This window comes from Variovorax sp. V15 (genome assembly GCF_041154425.1).
GTDB classification, from domain to species: domain Bacteria; phylum Pseudomonadota; class Gammaproteobacteria; order Burkholderiales; family Burkholderiaceae_C; genus Variovorax; species Variovorax guangxiensis.
On record NZ_AP028660.1, the window covers coordinates 121,095 to 138,348 of the forward strand.

Genomic DNA, 17,254 nt, shown 5'->3' on the forward strand with positions numbered 1-17,254 from the left:
AGCCACCGCCGAAGCCACCGGTACGCGGCTCCATCGGACGCGCCAGATTGACGGTCAGTGCACGACCGTCGATTTCCTTGCCATGGAGCCCTGCGATGGCGGCCTGCGCTTCCGCAGGCGAGCCCATCTCGACGAAACCAAAACCCTTGGAGCGACCGGTATCGCGCTCCATCATGACCTTGGCCGAGGAGACATGACCGAAGGCCGAAAATTGTTGCTGCAGCGCGTCTTCGCGCACCGCGTATGAGAGATTGCCGACGTAGAGTTTGTTGTCCATGATTTGCTTTCTTGAGTGAACCGAAATTCGGTATGAAATGGATGGGAGTCGGCGCGCAGGCCTACCGAACAGGGCGCCGCACGAGCGAAGAGCCGCTCTGGGTGCGAGGCTCCAGATGACGGAACGTGATCCGTCCCTTGTTGAGATCGTAGGGTGACATCTCCAGCGAGACTTTGTCGCCCGCGAGCACGCGGATGCGGTGCTTGCGCATCTTTCCGCCCGAGTAGCAGATCAGGCTGTGCCCGTTGTCGAGAGTGACGCGAAAGCGCGAATCAGGCAGCACCTCCTGCACCCGGCCTTGCATTTCAATCAGTTCTTCCTTGCCCACGACGCTCCTTCAGTGATTGGCCGGATGCTCAGGCCAGCTGGTTGTTCAGCACGAAATGACGGCCTTGCATCAGTGCATAGCGCGCCGCTCGCGCGGCGCTGTCGAAACGCGGAATGAGCCGGAAGACCCGGTCATGCATGCCACGGCGGATGGAAACCGAGGCTGCGTACTGCCCGGTATCCGTGAGTTTGGTCATGGGGGTGACGAGGTATCTGCCCACCTCGTGGGCCTGTGGAATCTGCATGTGATAAAGCGAGCGCTTGCCCTGAGGGCGCGCCGAGTGGACGCGTGCCGGCGTTGGACCGGTCAGGCGCACGAAGTGAAACCGTGAAGGAAACGGTCCGTGGGATGTTCTCTATTGAACGGACCGAAGATGAAGCTCGCTGAGGGGGATGGCGCTCCGGCGAGGGTGGCGAAAATGGGCCACCTTGTCGGAGAGCTGAGGCCTTTGCGGGAGGCGACTGCCGCGAGGTGCCAATCAGGGATTGAGGCAACGAGCACGCCGCAATCGATGCACCTAGTGTAGGTGATTTCGGGGCGCGGTGGTTTTTCATGCCCCGCAGGCGGTGTTCCAGTGTTACGCTGACTCGCTCCATTCGCGTGAAGGACCCGCATGACTCAGGCGCTTCTCTCCCTTTCTCGGCAGGAAGCGCTTCGCGCGGATCTGCCCCAAGTGGCCGATCTGCTGCACCACCGGCGTGCGGGTGAAATCGATGAGGCGGTGATCGACGATATGGTTTCGTTGTCCTGGCTCGAATGGCTGGGCGGATCGCTTCAGCTGACGACCACAGGTGTGAACATCTGCCGCCAGCAGCAGCCGAAGTAGGAATGTGCCTGAGCCATGAACCAGACGGACGTGATGCTCAAGATCGTGGAGATGGCTCGCATTGGTGGGGCACTTCCCGCAGACGAGGCTGTATCACTGGTCGCGGCGAAAGTCGCGGGCTTGGACATGTCATGCGAGGGCGTTCAGCAGGAAGCGACCGACCTGATGCGTCTGGGCGCGACGATCTGGTCACTGGCCGGCCCGAGATAGCCAACGGCTGCCAGCCCGTCTCGTCCCGCCCGCTCCCAGGCGACAGCGGGTAGCACAGCGAAGATTCGCGGTGCCTTTGGGGCTCATTGAACTTCGTCGCACCAGACCTTGAAACCCTCCAATTGATCCGGTCCGAAGGTGCAGGACAACGCCACGTCGCTGGCATCCCGCCCCTGTGCAATCAACACGCGACCGATGCGCGGCACGTTGTTGCGCGCGTCGAACGTGTACCAACGGTCACCCAGGAACGCCTCGAACCAACCTGCGAAGTCCATTGGACCGAAGGGTGGCGCAGTTCCGACATCGCCCAGGTATCCAGTGCAATAGCGGGCTGGAATGTTCAAACAGCGACATAGAGCAATGGCCAGATGCGCATAGTCCCGGCACACGCCTTTCCCCTCCTTGAAAGCCTCCAGGGCCGAACGGGTACGTCGAGCATGCTGATAGCCGAACTCGATATGCTGGTGCACGAAATCGCACACCGCCTGCACGCGCGCCCATCCGCTGGGTCCGCTCCCAAAACGCTGCCAAGCAAAATCGGACAGCAAGTCGGTTTCGCAGTAACGGCTGCCCAACAGATACACCAAGGTGGATTCGGGCAGGCGTTCCACCGCTGTCTGCGAAGCAGAAGGGGCCATACTGTCCGGCAAGCCGCTGTCGCGGATCAAGGCATCCGTGCTCAATACGAAGCGCCCTGCGGGAGCGACCAGGCGCGTGCACCAGTTCCCAAACAGGTCTCGGTAAGCCGTCGTGGACACCGCCGGATGCGTGAGCAGATGATCTGGACGCAGGAGGTCCGATGCTCTTGAATAGTGGATGTTGAGATTCAGAATCATCGGAGTCGGCCGAGGAAACTTGTAGGCGATCTCGAAGCCGAGTTGGATGTTCATGGCACATCATGCACCCTGATTCGATGCTTCGTTGAAGAATAAGTAATTCCTGAACTCCGGCCCTTGCCCGTTGCATCGCAGGTTGTTCGGCTTTCGGGACAGGCGCCACCTCCGAAGCGTGTGGGCCCAGATCCCTAGGGACGGCACGCCGTCCTACACGACATCGCCGCTGAGGCGTTAACGTCTGCTGACTTGCCGCTCGCGCCAACCATCGATCTTGATGTCGTACCCGTGGGAAGCCGTCCGGAGACCACCATGGGGAGCGAGCGTCTTGTCCACGAAGGAAGATTGGGACTCTGGGCGTGCTCTACCGTTCGTCAACCCATCGAAAGCGGCGGACTGTGTGCCAGCGCCGAGGTCACCTTGGACGGCAATCATCGCTGCAGATTGACGTTGGTCCTTCCACGATCCTGGGTTGAAACCGATCTTGAATCCTTCAAGCGACGTTGCCTGAACTGGATCTTGGAAGCAGACGGTCGCACGAACGTCAATGCCCAGGTGAGTTCGCCTTGACGGCCAGTCGGTGCTCAGCTGCTGCCCGCAATGCGACAGGCGCCCTTCGATACGCGATTCGACTGGTGGAATAGGGCGGCTGTTAGCGCCAGTGCAATCGCCATCAGCGGAGGATGCCCGACGCCGCTTCGGCTTCGTGGTCCGCCATGTTGCGGATCACGTCCATGAACGCCAGCACGGCCGTGCTGGGCGGCTCGCCTTGCAGCGTGATCAGGCCGAAGTCGGGCATGCGGGTGGGGAGTTCTGTCGCGATGCGCGTCAGCAGACCGCGCCGTACATATTTGTCCACGAGCGCGGCAGGCTGCAGCGACAGCATGGTCGTGCTCTGCATCAGCTCCAGCGCGAAGAGAAACGACGGCGTCTCGACGATGCCCGAGGTGAGCGACAGGCCTGTGCTGCGCAAGATGTCATCCGACACCTTGCGCAGCGCGGTGGACGCCGGATACAGGATCCATGGCCAGTTGGACAGCTCCCTCAGCCCAGGGGCGTTCGGCCCGCGCAACGGATGGTGCACGCCCGCGGCGATCTGCAGGCTTTCACTGCTCAGGTTCTCGTAGTGGAACTGGTCGCGCTGGGATTCGTCGGTGAAGCGGCCGATCATCACGTCGATCTTGCGCTCGGCCAACCACACGATGAGCTGGTCGCTGCTCTGCTCCAGAACCTTCACCACCAGCAACGGCCGCAGGCGCTGCAACTCGGCCACCGCGGCAATCAGCAGATGCGCCGCACCCGAGATGGCGCCGATCGACAGATGGCCGTGCCCGCCCTGCTTCAGGGTGCTGAACTCGTCCACGAACTTGCGATAGCCGTCCAGTGCCGAGTGCGCATAACGCAAGGTGAAGAGTCCCAGCTCGTTCGGTTGCATGTCGCGCGGCAGGCGATCGAAAAGCCGCGCTTCCAGCATCTCCTCGATGTCCATCAACACCTTGGTGGCCGCCGGCTGCGTGATGTACATCTGCTCGGCAGTCAGGCGCAGGTTGCGTGTCTTTCCGAGGATGTCGAGGAACTGCAGATGCCGGAAACGCAGACGCGAGACTTGGGCCAGCATCAGCGATTTACCAGGGGTCTTGCCTGAACTCATCAGCATTTGGAATGGATGCTAGCGAAAAAGTCAGTGGACCGGCAGGGGGCGCTCACCTAGCCTTCGTGTCGGTCAACCAGGGCTCCGCAGAGAGCCGGCGAGTCGCGGCAAGTTCGCCGCACCCCGCATATTCCATTCCGGAGACATCATGAAATTCAGATCACTGGGTCTGGCGACTGCACTGCGGGTCGCATTGGCCGGTTCGCCTTGGCGCAGATCAAGGAACACGTGCAACGAGAACTCCCCGATCGCCGGAACCACCAGGAGGACCGGGATCATGTTCGGCAGACTGGACATCAAGAGCCTCCTGATTGCGCTGCCAGCCGGACTTGTGATCGTGAACGCCGCCCTGGCGGCCGATCGGCCAACGAACCCCGCCGACTGGCCTGCGCTGAAGGACGTGTACAAAAACCACTTCCTGATCGGCAGCACCAATCTCGACGCGCGCAACTTCGGCGCCGAGGTGGTGCCGGGCGAAAACTCGGTCGCTGCCATGACCGTGAAGCACTTCAACGTGGTGACGCCCGGCAACGCGATGAAGCCGGAGTTCTGGAATGGGGGAATCAGCAATCCGACCCCCAACTTCCTCACCAACCTGAGCTCGGGCATCAACGCAGACATCGGCGCGGCCAATGCGCGCGGCGTCAAGGTCACCGGGCACGTGCTGGTCTGGCACAACCAGTCGGCCCAATGGCCTGCTCCCAACGTCGCGACTGCGAATGGCGGATGGGAAACCCCGTGGGACTACGCAACGGCGAAGACGAATCTGGAGTACTACATCCGGACCGTGGCCGGGCATTTCGATCAGGAACCGTTCAAGACCTACGCCTGGGACGTCGTCAACGAGGCGTTCAAGGACAACCCCGACAACCCCGCCGACTGGAGGAACGCCCTGCGAACCGGCTACAGCCCCGAAGAACGCCCCTCCCGATGGGCCCAGGCCTACGCCAAGGGTGGGAAGAGCTGGGACTACATGTATGACGCCTTCCACGCGGCGCGCCAGAACACGACCGCGATCCTGAACTACAACGACTTCAACGACAACGAGCGAGCCTCGAAGGCCACCGCGATCGCCTCGATGGTCAAGGAGTTCAATGAACGGTACGCGGCCGAATCGGCCGCGGGCAAGGGGCGGATCCTCCTGGATGCCAAGGGAAACCCCAGGCCGCTGGTCGACGTCATCGGCACGCAGGGGCACTGGGACATGCGGCTCAACCTGGACGCCTTCGAGAGGACCATCAAGACCTATCTCGAAACCGGGGTGAACGTCGATCTGACCGAGCTGGATCTCGCACCGCTCCTGGGGCTGGACAAGGGCCAGCGGATCCAGAACGGCCCCGAGATGGAGGCCCTGTTCAAGGAGCAGGGCATCCAGTACGCGAAGCTTTTCAGCCTGCTCAAGGAATACGCCGCCGGCCCGGGAGGTCGTCACCCCGAGTACAAGGGCGGCGTGCACCGGGTGACTTGGTGGGGGATGACGGACCCGGGCTACCACACCAACGGATATCCGTGGTCCGCCGTCGGCCAGCCGAAGGAGGCGTACTGGGCGACGACGAACCCCGAGCAGTACCTCATCGATGCGGGCTTGCCGCCAAACGGAGTCACCGCGACCTTCAGCTATGGCGGAGAAAGCTTCACGGCCAGGACCTGGGGCGGCAGGAACGCTCAGGCGATGCTCGACATCAACGTGCCGGTGGGAACGAAGAACGTAGTCTTCACCGCCGCCAACGTCTCGCTGCCCGCGGGATTTGCCGTCGAGAGCATGAAGTTCAACCCGCCCGACTGCGCCGTGGTTCCCGGGAAGCCGTGCCATGTGACGGTGACCGCGCGAGGGTCCGCACCGGCCACTGCGTCCGTCGAGAACACGGCGACGTTCGTACTGTCCTTTGGAAAGATGACCGTCGGGTGGATGGATGCCGCCAACGCCCTGGAGGCACCCTTGTCCTATGCGGAGGTTCGCTTCAGCGACGGCGTGACCGCATTCAAGCAGTACAAGACCTCGTATGGAAGCGACGGGATGGCGAGAGCGTCCGGCGTCGTGGAGACGAAGGCTGTGCCGAAACATGGTCGCACCACGCTCGTCCTGCAGCCGCAGGACCCGATCGTCGGCCCGTTCGGGTTGAGGTTGCAAAAGAATGCGTCGACGCAGAAAGCCTGGCGACTCGTCACGAGATTCGAGCCCGGCAGGACGTACATGGTCGTGTCCGCGGAGTCGGCTTCCAACGGACAGGCGCAGGCCGCCGCGTTGACCAACAGGAGCAAGCCCGCGACCACGTCATCGCCGGAATCGCTGTCGCGCACGCCCGTCGTCCTGCGTGGCGACATCCTTGTGCCATTGCGCAATTCGAATGCGCCCGCGAGCGAGCCCGCCCTGGCGCAGGACAACCTCAAGTTCGTCTTCGAGGAGGCGAAGAGCCCTGCCGCAGGACCGTACGCGGCGCAGGAAGGGCACACGATGCAGAGCTTCATCCATGGCACCAACGCTTACCCGCATATCGTCTTCAGAGGCAACGGGGCGACTGGCACCGTCGTGGCGGGTCAGAACTCGCTGATCACGCGACAGACGAACGGCCAGGAGGGTTCGCAGATCGCCGAAAGAGCGCTGGACCAGGCGGTGTGGTTCAACACGCCCATCGACCCGAAGACCGGCGAGATGAAGATGTTCCTGTACACCGACAAGGATGGTGCCAAACAACATCATGTCCTGAAGGAAGTGAGCGATGGCGAGACGCCGAACAGGGACGCCGGGAACGCCATCAGCCAGCGGCAGGGGGCCGTGGGCGGGTTCGTCGCCATGCAGGCGGAGAGTCCCAAGGAAGGTACGAGTGTCAGGCTCTACGCCTACGACATCGAGTCCTACGCGCCCGACAATGAACCGCCGCCGACGACGAATCCGCCTACGACGGAGCCTCCCTCCACGCCGCCACCGGCAATGCCGATCGCCTTTCCATTCCGCAGAAACGGCGGATCGCTGGACGCGGGCGACCTTGCCCTGGCGCTGGCCGGTCTCGCGGCGCTTGCGGTCGCCCGCCGCCGTCGGCGGTGAAGCCGGCGCCGGGTCAGGCCTCGGCCGCGGCTGCATCGCAGGCGCACCCTCATGCGTTCTCGTGGCCCGCCTTGACGGCAAGGTGAGTCAGATGTCGATGGTGTGGCGAGTCGCGTGAATGCAAGAGCCGAATCGCTGCCGCCGTCCTGTGCACTCGGCGCGCCAGCTTGATCCTGAAAGGATGCGGTGCTGGTGGAGCGTCGATCGATCTGGCCATGCAGAGCCGGCGATGGTCGTGATCCCCTTCCCGTCAGAACGGGAGGAAGGGCACCAACGAGGTCGGCTCAGGCCCGCCGCAAGTGCGGCCAAACCTCCTGCCAGAGGCAGAGCGCCAGCGCGCACAGCGCGCCGTACAGGTGCGCCTCGACCATCACGTCGCCGCCGATCAGCGCACGCTGCGCTTCCGAAGGCGGATGGAACATCTGCCAGCCGATGCGTGCGAGGACGGCGACCAGGACGATCAAGGCCACGCGATCGCCACGCCAGGCGCGCGGCGCCAGCACCCAGATGAACAGCCCATAGAGCACGCCGGAGAGGCCCGCGTAGTTCGTGGCCTGGGGCGAGGCGGCCACCAGCAGAATCCCCACGCCAAGGGCCAGCACAACGATCGCGGTGGCCCAGGCGCGCCAGCTGCGGGTGCCTGCCGCGAACGCGGCGCACAATGCCAGCCCGCCAGCGTTCATCAGGCAGTGCCCCCAGCCGAGATGCACCGCATGCGCCGAAAGCAGGCGCCAGGGCTGTCCACCGAGCACGGCCGCGCGTTCGTAGCGCAGCGCTTCGTACACCGGCTCACCACCCGCCTGCAAAACCAGCACCAGACAGGCGAGCGCGATGGGAACAAGCCAATTGGCAAAGGACCGCTGTGAGAGAGGTCGCATGCGGGGCGCGGCCCATTCAGAGATTCGGGTAGTTGCCCATGAGGGAAGTGTGTCCGCATGCGAACTGCGGGCGCCCAAGTGTATCGCCGAGGCTGTGCAGCACTTTCAAAAAGGGACTGAAGCTCTCCTCTGTAGATTTCAGCGCCCGTTTGACCGCCAGTTCCATCAAGCGCCTCCCCAGCGTGTTTGCCTCCACCCCTTTTGCTCGGACACGCATGTGTCCAACAGCATATGGGTCAAGGCTCCGTGAAAAGGCGGGTCGCCACCTGGATGGAAATCAACAGGCAGTGCGCCAACCGCCTCGATACGCTTCGTATCAACGCTCCTGCTGCGCGTCTTCTCGGCATCGGTTGCGGCCTCACGCGGCCGCCGTTGCCACAGGCGTCGAGCTCCTGGTCTAAGCAAGTGCCGCGAGAATCGACGCGCAGGAACGAACATATCCAGAGAAAGAAGGGAACCTCTGCCATGACGACGACGTCCATCCTCCGCTGCGCCGCCGCCGCAATCGTCCTTGTTGTCGCTGCCGGCTGTCCTGCGTCGCAGGCCTGGGCTCAGCAGGACAACAGCGCCTACGCGGGTGTCGGTACCGCCCGGGACTCGTGCGGACACTGGCTGGAGGTGCGCCGCGTGCCGAGCACGCCCATGAGCCGTGGCGAGCTGATGACGATCAGCTGGGCGCAGGGGTATCTCTCGGGCAAGAACAGCGAGTTCGACGGCGTGCCCCGGCAAGGGAACGCCTTTGTCATCCCGGACCTGTCGGTGATCACTGCGTTTCTCGACGCGCAGTGCGCGAAGGATCCGATGACGGGCGTCATGGCGCACCTGGATGCCATGGCGGTGCGGCTTCGCAGGACGCAGCCCCTGAGATAGTAGGAACCCCAGTGGGGCTTCTGCCGTCGCGACTGAGGTCCTTGCCGCAATGGCGCTGGGCGGCTGCCAGCCGAGGGAGCCCGCCTCGGTGGTGTGCGCCGACATGCAGCACGCACAGGTCGTCGGCATGCTCGTCTCGCTGGCAAGGCGGGGTGCGGCCGCTACTGCTGGGTTCCGTCGAGGGGCCGGTAGGAGGGCAGGGCGTCCGAACCGCCGAGAAGGCGTTCGCTTGGTCAGGTCTCGCGGTAGGTTTTCGCGCCCCACCTAATCCACAGTTCCATCAAGTGCTGACCCAGCGTAATTGCCTTCACCCCTTTGCTCGAACACGCGTGTGTTCGACAGCATGCGGGCCAAGGCTCCGTGAAAAAGCAAAGCCCCTGGGTGGAAATCAGCAGGTTGGGCACATCCCGAGTTCATGTGGTTGCATGCGGAGGGTGCTGCCAGTAACTTGATTGCTCTTCGAGGTCGAGCTGACCTTCCAGGCTTGTCAATGATCGACATATAAATCGAAAGTATCCTCGTATGCCTATCATCGTTAACCCCGCTGTAGGTCAACCGGGCCACCAACCTGCGACACACGGCAGGCCAACACCTAGATTCATCGTTGACGATCGTGAACCATTCGCGCCGTTCACCAGGATGGCCGTCGACCGGGGAACGAGTGCATTGCAGCTTGTCACCCGTGGCTTTGCAGCAGTAGGCCGAGATCCTCTTGGTCCGGTCGAGCGTGGCTACGACGCGAGCCGGCCGCATCAAGGAGCCGGCGGCCAAGGGACGATGCGCGCGCATCACGTCGCAGACAGTCGGATTCAGCAGATGGTTTGCGACTACATGAACGAATACATTTCGCTGTCGACGCTGATGGATCGCATCGGCTCGCTCTACCTCACCAGCTGGATCGACGTCCTTTTGACACCGCGCATTTTCACGATCTATGCGCAGTGGGGCAGATCTCTTATCGCCGCGTTTATTGTTCTGACCTCTCAGGCTCGTGCGCAATCACCTGCAGCGCAAGCTGTACATGGAACGAGGCTGGCCACTCTGCTTTCCAATTCCGTGTCCAACTTGCGCGTCGGACATGGTGCAACAGACAACAAACTCGGGCGGGCACTGGCGCCTCGACTTCAGCGCGGACAATTCGATCTGATCGCCTACTTCATTGGCTGGCTAAATGGGCACGATTTCTCTCAGGCAACCCTGTCTGTGGAGACCTCCATCGTCAGCAATGTGTGGGGTGAGAACTTTACGACGTACCCGCTAGTTCGCACTGGTGGTGGTCGCCGAGGACCTCCAACCACTACCATCGTAGGGAACGTGTTCCTGGGGCCCACTGCCTTAGGGAATCACATCTATATCTCCGAAGAGAACCCCATCGCGGGACCGGAGGCGTCGATTCTCATGCCTCAGCTCTATCCGGGGACCAGCAGCCCGCTCAGCGGCTACTTGTTGCGCGCGACTCGTGCGACCACGCATCTTGCCGTGACTATCTTGATTCTGACGTTGCTAGGTTACAAAACAAAGGAGTTGATCTTGCCTTGGCTCAGTTCCAAATGAATGTCCTTGGTGCTCCTCGATGCGCTTTCACCGGGTCGTACGTACTCGCACAAAGCCGTGCCGTACGCTGCAGGAGTGCACTCGATAGTCGAATCGCTGGTGCGCGTGACCTTGGATTTACAGCACAGGCATATCAAAGAAGCCTTGCGCAAGCTCCGTGACCAAGGCGCCCGAGGCCCAATCGTCGGCGTAGCGTTGCGCCAGTGAACCGCGATGAGGCGCGTGGTGCGTCACCACCACTGTCGGGCCGGCGAGCGGTTCCGAGTAATAGTCCGCCCAAGGCCACCGTTGACGATCGAAGAGTTTATGGCGAGACGTCGACGATGTGCTGGAGCAGAGCGAACGCCACGCGCCAAGCCTAGCCATCGCAGTGAACGTTGGCGGTGCGCTGGTTGATCCGAACGATTTCCCCAACATGACGCTTCAAGCTTTGATCGGTGAAGCTCACACGCTGGCCGACGCGGAAGTCCTGTTTTGTGATGAATCTCCGGCGGCGAGAGTGACGTGCCTGCCTGCTGTTCATCACCGGCACGACGGCCGCATACAGCACGTTGAAGCGCTGTTTGCTTTGCTCATGGAACAGCGTGACCTGTCGGTCCTTCATCGCCGCGATGCGAGCCTCCTGAAGCGTCCTCTACTGCGCACTGCGAGAGCGCTGATACCGGCTGGCTCCATACCTTTCATGCGAAGATAGCTGCGGAGGGAGCGCGTTCACACCGAACAGGGGCGGCCGCATCGGCCTGATGGACCAGGCCACCGTGCGGCTCAACGAGATGACACAGCAAAACGCCAGCCTGGTCGAGCAGTCCGCTGTCTTGCAGCCGCAGCGCGGAACAGGCGCGGGTGCTTGGTGGAGGTGGTGAAGGTCTTGCAGATTGCGGGCAGGTCGATGCCTCCTGCGCTCTCTTAGCCAAGGGCGGCCGGCCATGCGACAGAATCCCGTCCGAAAACAATTCTCTGGAACATGTCTCAACTCGAACAACAGCTCGCTCGGATACTGCCGCCCCGGATGACGATTCCCGAACCGCTGAGGCAGCTTTTTTCATGGATCGAGGCACGTGGCCAATACGTCGACCACAAGGAAGGCCGCGTGGGCTTCCTGTCCCCGCCGGCCGCCCCGTCGGTAGGCACGAACATCAGCTTCCACGCCGAAGGCAACGGAGACCTCCGGCACTGGTTCGGCCATGACCGCCCCGAGGTGCTGAATCGTCTGTGCCTCTTTGCAAACACTGGTGGCGACGGGTCAATGGCCACGTTCTGGCTTGACGAGCAGGGGCGGCAGAAGATCGTCCACATCGGCTCCGGGTCGGGCTCGACCATGGTCTGCGTGCTCGGTGACGATGCCGTCGATTTCCTGCGGCTACTCGCGATAGGCTACGAGGAGCTCTGTTGGGGCGAGCAGTTCTCCGAGCCGCCGAAGGCCAATCCCGATTCGGATTTCGAGGCTGTGCCGAACCTCGAATTCCAGGAGTGGGTGCGCACGAGTTTCGGCGTCGATATTCCATCGAAGGGATTGGACGTCGTTGCGCATCCAGATGACATGGACAGTGCGGGATCGCTTGATCCGTTCAATCGCTGGGTTGCAGTCAGTATTGCGTAGCGTAGTCGGGCGGATCCGGGCCACTGTACGGCTTCGGTGGCGTCGAATTCGCCCTGCCCCCCAGGCAGTCTGCCCCGGCTGGACGACGCGTTTCCGCCTCGGCTCCCCCTCGGCAAAAAACTGCAGCCGATGCCAATTTATTTCTTCGCGCGTTCTTGATCGTCTCATTGAGCCAGCAGGCGTAGATTTCCGCTCCCATTTGACCCACGGTTCCATCAAGCGCCGACCCAGCGTATTGCCTTCACCCCTTTGCTCGGACACGCGTGTGTCCAACATCATGCGGGTCAAGGCTCCGTGAAAAAGCGGGTCGTCCCTGGGTGGAGATCAACAGGCGGGCAGACTGGCGTCTTTCTTACCCACCGCGTGCCCGGCCTATCGGCGCGCAGGCGCAAATCATGCGGCGGCATTTGTGCGATCAACGAGGGGCATGCGGTAGCTCTCGGAACGCAACCGAGGCGCATGTAGCCTGAAAGTACTGTCGCGAGATTGAGATTGTCAGTCAGTTCCTACTCAGGTATCTTGATGTTTCAAAAGAACATCCGAGGGGCCCTAGATGGGAATGGTGGAGGTGGCCGTGCAGCAGCACGGGGAGGATGGCGCGCCGCTGCAGGAGGCTCCTGGAGCGGGAACTGCCGCGAACTCTTCACTCATTGCCCTGTGCACCCTCGCACGCTTCCACCAGATCGCAGCCGATGCGTCGCTGCTGTCGCATCAGTTGGGCCTCGTTGCTTCTGAACCCATCGACACCGCCACGCTGCTGCGCGCAGCCAGGCACCTGGGCCTGAAGGCCAAGTCCTCCCGCACCACGCTGGATCGCCTGTCGCTGACGCCGTTGCCGGCCCTGGCAGTCTTGCGCGATGAATCCGGCCAGGAACGCTTCGTCATCCTCGCCCAGTGCGACGCCCAGCGCGTCCTGCTCCAAGACCCCTCTTCCTCGAACGGCCGCCCCGTCATCGAACCCCTGGAAGTCTTCGCCTCGCACTGGACAGGCGAACTCGTCCTCATCACCAGCCGCGCAAGCCTCGCAGGCGAACTCGCCAAGTTCGACTTCTCCTGGTTCATCCCCAGCCTGGTCAAGCACAGGAAGCTGCTCGGTGAAGTGCTCTTCATCTCCTTCATCCTGCAGCTCTTCGCGCTGGTCAGCCCGCTGTTCTTCCAGGTCGTCATGGACAAGGTGCTCGTGCACCGCGGCCTCACCACGCTGGACGTGCTCGTCATCGGCCTGCTGGTCGTCGTCGTCTTCGAGTCGTTGCTGAACGGCCTGCGCAGCTACGTCTTCAGCCACACCACCAACCGCATCGACGTCGAGCTCGGCGCACGGCTGTTCCGTCATCTGGTCCAACTGCCCCTGGCCTACTTCCAGGCCCGGCGCGTCGGCGACTCGGTTGCCCGCGTTCGCGAACTCGAGAACATCCGCAGCTTCCTGACCGGTAATGCCCTGACCGTGCTGCTGGACGTCGTCTTCTCCATCGTCTTCATTGCCGTCATGCTGTTCTACAGCGTGCCGCTGACCCTCATCGTGCTCGCGAGCATGCCGCTGTACTTCGGGCTGAGCCTGGCGGTGGTGCCCATCCTGCGCAGGCGCCTGGACGAGAAGTTCGCGCGCGGCGCGGAGAACCAGGCCATGCTGGTGGAGACCGTCAGCGCCATCCAGACCGTCAAGGCCACCGCGCTCGAACCTGCGTTCGGCCGGCGTTGGGACAACCAGCTCGCCGCCTACATCTCCGCGAGCTTCCGGACCCAGAACCTCGCAAGCTGGGCGCACGAGGGCGTCAACCTCATCGGCAAGCTCGTCAACGCCGCCACCCTCTGGTACGGCGCGCACCTCGTCATGAACAATGACCTCACCGTCGGCCAGTTCGTCGCCTTCAACATGTTCGCCCAGCGCGTGTCGCAGCCCATCATGCGCATGGCCCAGCTGTGGACCGACTTCCAGCAGACCGGCATCTCCATGGCCCGGCTCGGGGACATCCTCAACACCCGCACCGAGGTGCCGCCAAGCACCGCGGCCCAGTTGCCCGCCCTCAAGGGGCGCGTGACCCTGGACAACCTCAGCTTCCGCTACCGCCCCGAGGCTGCGCCCGTGCTCAACGGCGTCAGCCTGGACGTGCGTCCTGGCGAAGTCATCGGCATCGTCGGGCGCTCTGGCTCGGGCAAGAGCACGCTGACCAAGCTCATCCAGCGGCTGTACTCGCCCGAGCAAGGGCGCCTGCTCGTCGACGGCATCGACATCAGCCTGATCGATGCCGCGCAACTGAGAAGGCAGGTGGGCGTGGTGCTGCAGGAGAACACCCTTTTCAACCGCAGCGTGCGCGAGAACATCGCCATCGTCGATCCGGCGGCGCCGCTCGATGCCGTCATCCACGCCGCCCAGCTGGCAGGTGCCCACGAGTTCATCAGTGAGCTGCCCGAGGGCTACGACACCGTGGTGGGCGAACAGGGGGCAAGCCTGTCAGGCGGACAGCGCCAGCGCATCGCCATCGCGCGGGCGCTCTTCACCCACCCGCGCATCCTGATCTTCGACGAGGCCACCAGCGCGCTGGACTACGAGAGCGAGGCCATCGTGCAGCGCAACATGGCGCACATCTGCAGGGGGCGCACGGTCTTCATCATCGCCCACCGCCTGAGCGCGGTACGCCATGCCAATCGCATCATCGTGATGGACAAGGGCAAGATCGTCGAAGGAGGCACGCACGAGAGCCTGCTGAGCAGGCCCAAGGGCATTTATGCGCACCTGTGGAACATGCAGGGTGGTGGGCATCCTACGGAGACGAATGACAGGGCTGGATCGGGAGCGGTGGTATGACACTAGAAGTCTCCACCACCGCACCTGCGGCCAATGCGCCCAGCGTTCGTCACCCGGTCTTCGAGTTGCTGGGCCGCTATGGCGCGATCTTCAAGGCCGCCTGGAAGCACCGCAACGAACTGGCCGGTCCGAAGCGACTGGCCGATGAAGCGGCGTTCCTGCCTGCGGCCCTCAGCCTGCAAGACACCCCCGTACACCCAGCCCCCAGGCGACTGGCTTATGCGCTGATTGCGCTGTTCCTCATCGCGCTGGCCTGGTCCATCTTCGGGCAGGTCGACATCGTGGCGGTGGCGCCGGGCAAGATCATCGTGAGCGAGCGCACCAAGATCATCCAGCCGCTGGAGGTGAGCGTGGTCAAGCGGGTGCTGGTGAGAGACGGAGACCATGTCGAAGCGGGTCAATCCCTGGTCGAGCTCGACCCCACGATGGCCACGGCCGACAGAACGAACGTCAACGAGCAGCTGAAGGCGGCACAGTCTGAGGTGCTGCGCACCAGAGCGCTCCTGCATGCCCTGAACTCATCCGAGCCACGTGCTCCGGATCTGGGCAAGACGATTCCCCAAGGCTGGACGGATGAAGACCTGAATTCAGCCCGTGCAGAGTTGAACGACGAATGGAGCGACATCACGGCCAAGCTGGCCAAGGCTGCGGCGGAGATCAACCGTCGACAGGCAGAGATCGCCACCGCGCGCGAGGTGGTCACAAAGCTGGAGACCACGCTCCCCATCGCAAGACAAAGAGAGGCCGACTTCCGCCAATTGGCGGACCAGGGCTTCATGTCCAGCCATGCGAACCAGGACCGCACGCGGGAGCGCATCGAGATGGAGCGGGATCTGGCGACGCAGCGGGCGAGATTGGCGGAAGCCAATGCGACCCTGAGGGAGAGCGAGAACACGAGGTCGGCCTACATCGCCGAGACCAAGCACAGCCTGAGGACGCGGGAGGCAGCGGCTGAACTCAAGCGGCAGCAAGGCACGCAGGACTTGGCCAAGGCGGGGCAGCGGGAGAGGCTGACCACGCTCAAGGCGCCGGTGGCGGGCACGGTGCAGCAGCTTGCGGCGCACACCGAAGGCGGGGTGGTCACGGAAGCGCAGCCGCTCATGGTGATCGTGCCCGATGGTGCACAGGTGACGGCCGAGGTGACGTTGGAGAACAAGGACATCGGCTTCGTGAGTCCGAAGCAGGAAGCGGCCATCAAGTTGGAGACGTTTCCGTACACGCGCTATGGGACGGTGAACGCGACCGTGAAGACGGTGACGGCGGATGCGGTCAATGACGAGAAGCGCGGGGCGATCTTCCCCGTCACGCTCAACCTGAACTCAACAACGATCGATGTGGATGGCAGGCCGATCAAGCTCAGTCCGGGGATGAATCTCACGGCGGAGATCAAGACGGGCAAGCGGCGAATCATCGAGTTCCTGCTGAGTCCGGTTCAGAGAGCTACGAACGAGAGTCTGAGAGAGAGGTAGACAAAGCCTACGACGCGCGTACCTCTACAAGTGAACAACAACATGACATGAGTATGAAACCAATCAATTTTTTCTATTTGACCTTGGCGGCCGGCCTGATCCACGCCGTATTCCTCGTTCCTGCGAACGGGCAGGTGCCGACACCTGGCGGTACTGCATGCGAGGCCGATTGGGCGAATCGAAGTCGTTTTGAAACGATGGGCAGTCTGGTCGAACTCCGGAACCTCGAGGGCTTCGCGAAGCGCGGGGACATCGGGGCGCAGCTTCGCCTGGGGTTGGTGCGGAGAACGCGTGATGGCAACTGGAGTGCGCCTGAGGACCAGAGTTACAGCATCCAGTGGTTGGAAAAGGCGCAGACACAAGGAAGTAAATCTGCCGCCTGGGAACTAGCCCAAATCAAGCGGCGGCAGATATCGCACGAGTTCTACCTGCGCAGCGCGATTGCCGCGGCGGAAGTAGAAGGGAATCCGTGGGCGGCGACGGAGTTGATGAATCTGACCAATGGGCGGTGGGGAGGGGCAAGACCAACGGCTTGCGTAGAGGAATGGACCGCCGATGGCAAGTGTGCCGATGAAGCGGTTCTACCCGCATCTACCTCTCGCAAATGGGCAGAAATAGCTGCGGAGGGGGGTAACGCGGCCGCCCAGGAATGGCTATGTAAAGCGGCCGCGGAAGGCAACCTCGACCGAGGCCAGCCCAGAGACGACAAAGCCGCATTCAAGTGGTGCCAGATCGCGATGCACAACGCTTGCGCTGACAGCTCGCTGGGGACGTTGCAACTGCTGTACGCCGGCGGCCGTGGCGTCGAGCAGAGCCAAGGTGAAGCTGATCGGATCAGAAAGATCAGGGCTCAGCCATGGCGATCGCGAGTCAGCCAGTTCTTTAGTCAACCGTACTGAAATACCA

The 17,254-nt window shown here is 62.7% G+C and carries 15 protein-coding genes and 2 pseudogenes; 9 read left to right on the top strand and 8 right to left on the bottom strand.

Annotated features, from left to right (window positions below; translation table 11 throughout):
* Window position 1: 1 nt before the first annotated feature.
* The 3 genes and pseudogenes from ACAM57_RS32930 to ACAM57_RS32940 all read right to left on the bottom strand — a co-directional run.
* Window positions 2-277: pseudogene (locus ACAM57_RS32930) on the bottom strand (RNA recognition motif domain-containing protein); the annotation flags it as partial.
* Between the two features lie 61 nt (window positions 278-338).
* Entirely contained in the window at window positions 339-605 is a 267-nt protein-coding gene (gene infA / locus ACAM57_RS32935) for a translation initiation factor IF-1 (RefSeq protein WP_369662799.1), read from the bottom strand.
* Window positions 606-633: 28 nt separating this feature from the next.
* Complete coding sequence (locus tag ACAM57_RS32940; RefSeq protein ID WP_184641721.1) at window positions 634-849, bottom strand: hypothetical protein; 216 nt, start codon at window positions 847-849, stop codon at window positions 634-636.
* Between the two features lie 369 nt (window positions 850-1,218).
* Between ACAM57_RS32940 and ACAM57_RS32945 the strand changes: the two genes are divergently transcribed.
* On the top strand, window positions 1,219-1,431 hold the full coding sequence (locus ACAM57_RS32945) for a hypothetical protein (RefSeq protein WP_184641722.1): 213 nt from the start codon (window positions 1,219-1,221) through the stop codon (window positions 1,429-1,431).
* Window positions 1,432-1,446: 15 nt separating this feature from the next.
* Complete coding sequence (locus ACAM57_RS32950) at window positions 1,447-1,641, top strand: hypothetical protein (RefSeq protein WP_369662800.1); 195 nt, start codon at window positions 1,447-1,449, stop codon at window positions 1,639-1,641.
* 83 nt (window positions 1,642-1,724) lie between these two features.
* Here the strand turns inward: ACAM57_RS32950 and ACAM57_RS32955 are convergent, their stop codons facing one another.
* Together ACAM57_RS32955 and ACAM57_RS32960 are read right to left on the bottom strand one after the other, a co-directional pair.
* Window positions 1,725-2,531, bottom strand: a complete 807-nt coding sequence (locus ACAM57_RS32955; RefSeq protein ID WP_369662801.1) for a transglutaminase family protein — start codon at window positions 2,529-2,531, stop codon at window positions 1,725-1,727.
* A 616-nt stretch (window positions 2,532-3,147) separates the two neighbouring features.
* Window positions 3,148-4,092, bottom strand: coding sequence for a LysR family transcriptional regulator (locus tag ACAM57_RS32960; protein ID WP_369662802.1), 945 nt, complete (start codon window positions 4,090-4,092; stop codon window positions 3,148-3,150).
* 310 nt (window positions 4,093-4,402) lie between these two features.
* Between ACAM57_RS32960 and ACAM57_RS32965 the strand changes: the two genes are divergently transcribed.
* On the top strand, window positions 4,403-7,171 hold the full coding sequence (locus ACAM57_RS32965; RefSeq protein WP_369662803.1) for an endo-1,4-beta-xylanase: 2,769 nt from the start codon (window positions 4,403-4,405) through the stop codon (window positions 7,169-7,171).
* A gap of 284 nt (window positions 7,172-7,455) precedes the next feature.
* On the opposite strand, the gene rrtA is transcribed toward ACAM57_RS32965, so the two are convergent.
* On the bottom strand, window positions 7,456-8,049 hold the full coding sequence (gene rrtA / locus ACAM57_RS32970) for a rhombosortase (protein WP_369662804.1): 594 nt from the start codon (window positions 8,047-8,049) through the stop codon (window positions 7,456-7,458).
* 465 nt (window positions 8,050-8,514) lie between these two features.
* Here rrtA and ACAM57_RS32975 point away from each other — a divergent pair, with 465 nt between their 5' ends.
* Both ACAM57_RS32975 and ACAM57_RS32980 read left to right on the top strand, forming a co-directional pair.
* Window positions 8,515-8,919 carry a hypothetical protein gene (locus ACAM57_RS32975; RefSeq protein WP_369662805.1) on the top strand — a complete coding sequence of 135 codons (405 nt, stop codon included), beginning with the start codon at window positions 8,515-8,517 and terminating at the stop codon, window positions 8,917-8,919.
* A gap of 522 nt (window positions 8,920-9,441) precedes the next feature.
* On the top strand, window positions 9,442-10,473 hold the full coding sequence (locus ACAM57_RS32980) for a hypothetical protein (RefSeq protein ID WP_369662806.1): 1,032 nt from the start codon (window positions 9,442-9,444) through the stop codon (window positions 10,471-10,473).
* Window positions 10,474-10,617: 144 nt separating this feature from the next.
* On the opposite strand, the pseudogene ACAM57_RS32985 reads toward ACAM57_RS32980, so the two are convergent.
* A pseudogene (locus tag ACAM57_RS32985) lies at window positions 10,618-10,737 on the bottom strand (metallophosphoesterase); the annotation flags it as partial.
* A gap of 94 nt (window positions 10,738-10,831) precedes the next feature.
* Window positions 10,832-11,077, bottom strand: coding sequence for a hypothetical protein (locus ACAM57_RS32990; RefSeq protein ID WP_369662807.1), 246 nt, complete (start codon window positions 11,075-11,077; stop codon window positions 10,832-10,834).
* 360 nt (window positions 11,078-11,437) lie between these two features.
* On the opposite strand from ACAM57_RS32990, the gene ACAM57_RS32995 reads away from it, so the two are divergent.
* The 4 genes from ACAM57_RS32995 to ACAM57_RS33010 all read left to right on the top strand — a co-directional run bounded on the left by ACAM57_RS32995 (window position 11,438) and on the right by ACAM57_RS33010 (window position 17,247).
* Complete coding sequence (locus ACAM57_RS32995) at window positions 11,438-12,073, top strand: hypothetical protein (protein ID WP_369662808.1); 636 nt, start codon at window positions 11,438-11,440, stop codon at window positions 12,071-12,073.
* A gap of 553 nt (window positions 12,074-12,626) precedes the next feature.
* On the top strand, window positions 12,627-14,879 hold the full coding sequence (locus ACAM57_RS33000) for a type I secretion system permease/ATPase (protein WP_369662809.1): 2,253 nt from the start codon (window positions 12,627-12,629) through the stop codon (window positions 14,877-14,879).
* Window positions 14,876-16,348, top strand: a complete 1,473-nt coding sequence (locus ACAM57_RS33005) for an HlyD family type I secretion periplasmic adaptor subunit (protein WP_369662810.1) — start codon at window positions 14,876-14,878, stop codon at window positions 16,346-16,348. The genes ACAM57_RS33000 and ACAM57_RS33005 overlap by 4 nt, the downstream gene beginning before the upstream one ends.
* Before the next feature lie 47 nt (window positions 16,349-16,395).
* Window positions 16,396-17,247, top strand: coding sequence for a hypothetical protein (locus ACAM57_RS33010; RefSeq protein ID WP_369662811.1), 852 nt, complete (start codon window positions 16,396-16,398; stop codon window positions 17,245-17,247).
* Window positions 17,248-17,254 lie beyond the last annotated feature (7 nt).

Bases quoted from the DNA above. Each gene is read 5' to 3' on its own strand.
- ACAM57_RS32940 (WP_184641721.1), bottom strand. From the start codon at position 849: ATGCAGATTCCACAGGCCCACGAGGTGGGCAGATACCTCGTCACCCCC.
- ACAM57_RS32945 (WP_184641722.1), top strand. From the start codon at position 1,219: ATGACTCAGGCGCTTCTCTCCCTTTCTCGGCAGGAAGCGCTTCGCGCG.
- ACAM57_RS32950 (WP_369662800.1), top strand. From the start codon at position 1,447: ATGAACCAGACGGACGTGATGCTCAAGATCGTGGAGATGGCTCGCATT.
- ACAM57_RS32955 (WP_369662801.1), bottom strand. From the start codon at position 2,531: ATGAACATCCAACTCGGCTTCGAGATCGCCTACAAGTTTCCTCGGCCG.
- ACAM57_RS32960 (WP_369662802.1), bottom strand. From the start codon at position 4,092: ATGCTGGCCCAAGTCTCGCGTCTGCGTTTCCGGCATCTGCAGTTCCTC.
- ACAM57_RS32965 (WP_369662803.1), top strand. From the start codon at position 4,403: ATGTTCGGCAGACTGGACATCAAGAGCCTCCTGATTGCGCTGCCAGCC.
- rrtA (WP_369662804.1), bottom strand. From the start codon at position 8,049: ATGCGACCTCTCTCACAGCGGTCCTTTGCCAATTGGCTTGTTCCCATC.
- ACAM57_RS32975 (WP_369662805.1), top strand. From the start codon at position 8,515: ATGACGACGACGTCCATCCTCCGCTGCGCCGCCGCCGCAATCGTCCTT.
- ACAM57_RS32980 (WP_369662806.1), top strand. From the start codon at position 9,442: ATGCCTATCATCGTTAACCCCGCTGTAGGTCAACCGGGCCACCAACCT.
- ACAM57_RS32990 (WP_369662807.1), bottom strand. From the start codon at position 11,077: ATGAAGGACCGACAGGTCACGCTGTTCCATGAGCAAAGCAAACAGCGC.
- ACAM57_RS32995 (WP_369662808.1), top strand. From the start codon at position 11,438: ATGTCTCAACTCGAACAACAGCTCGCTCGGATACTGCCGCCCCGGATG.
- ACAM57_RS33000 (WP_369662809.1), top strand. From the start codon at position 12,627: ATGGGAATGGTGGAGGTGGCCGTGCAGCAGCACGGGGAGGATGGCGCG.
- ACAM57_RS33005 (WP_369662810.1), top strand. From the start codon at position 14,876: ATGACACTAGAAGTCTCCACCACCGCACCTGCGGCCAATGCGCCCAGC.
- ACAM57_RS33010 (WP_369662811.1), top strand. From the start codon at position 16,396: ATGAGTATGAAACCAATCAATTTTTTCTATTTGACCTTGGCGGCCGGC.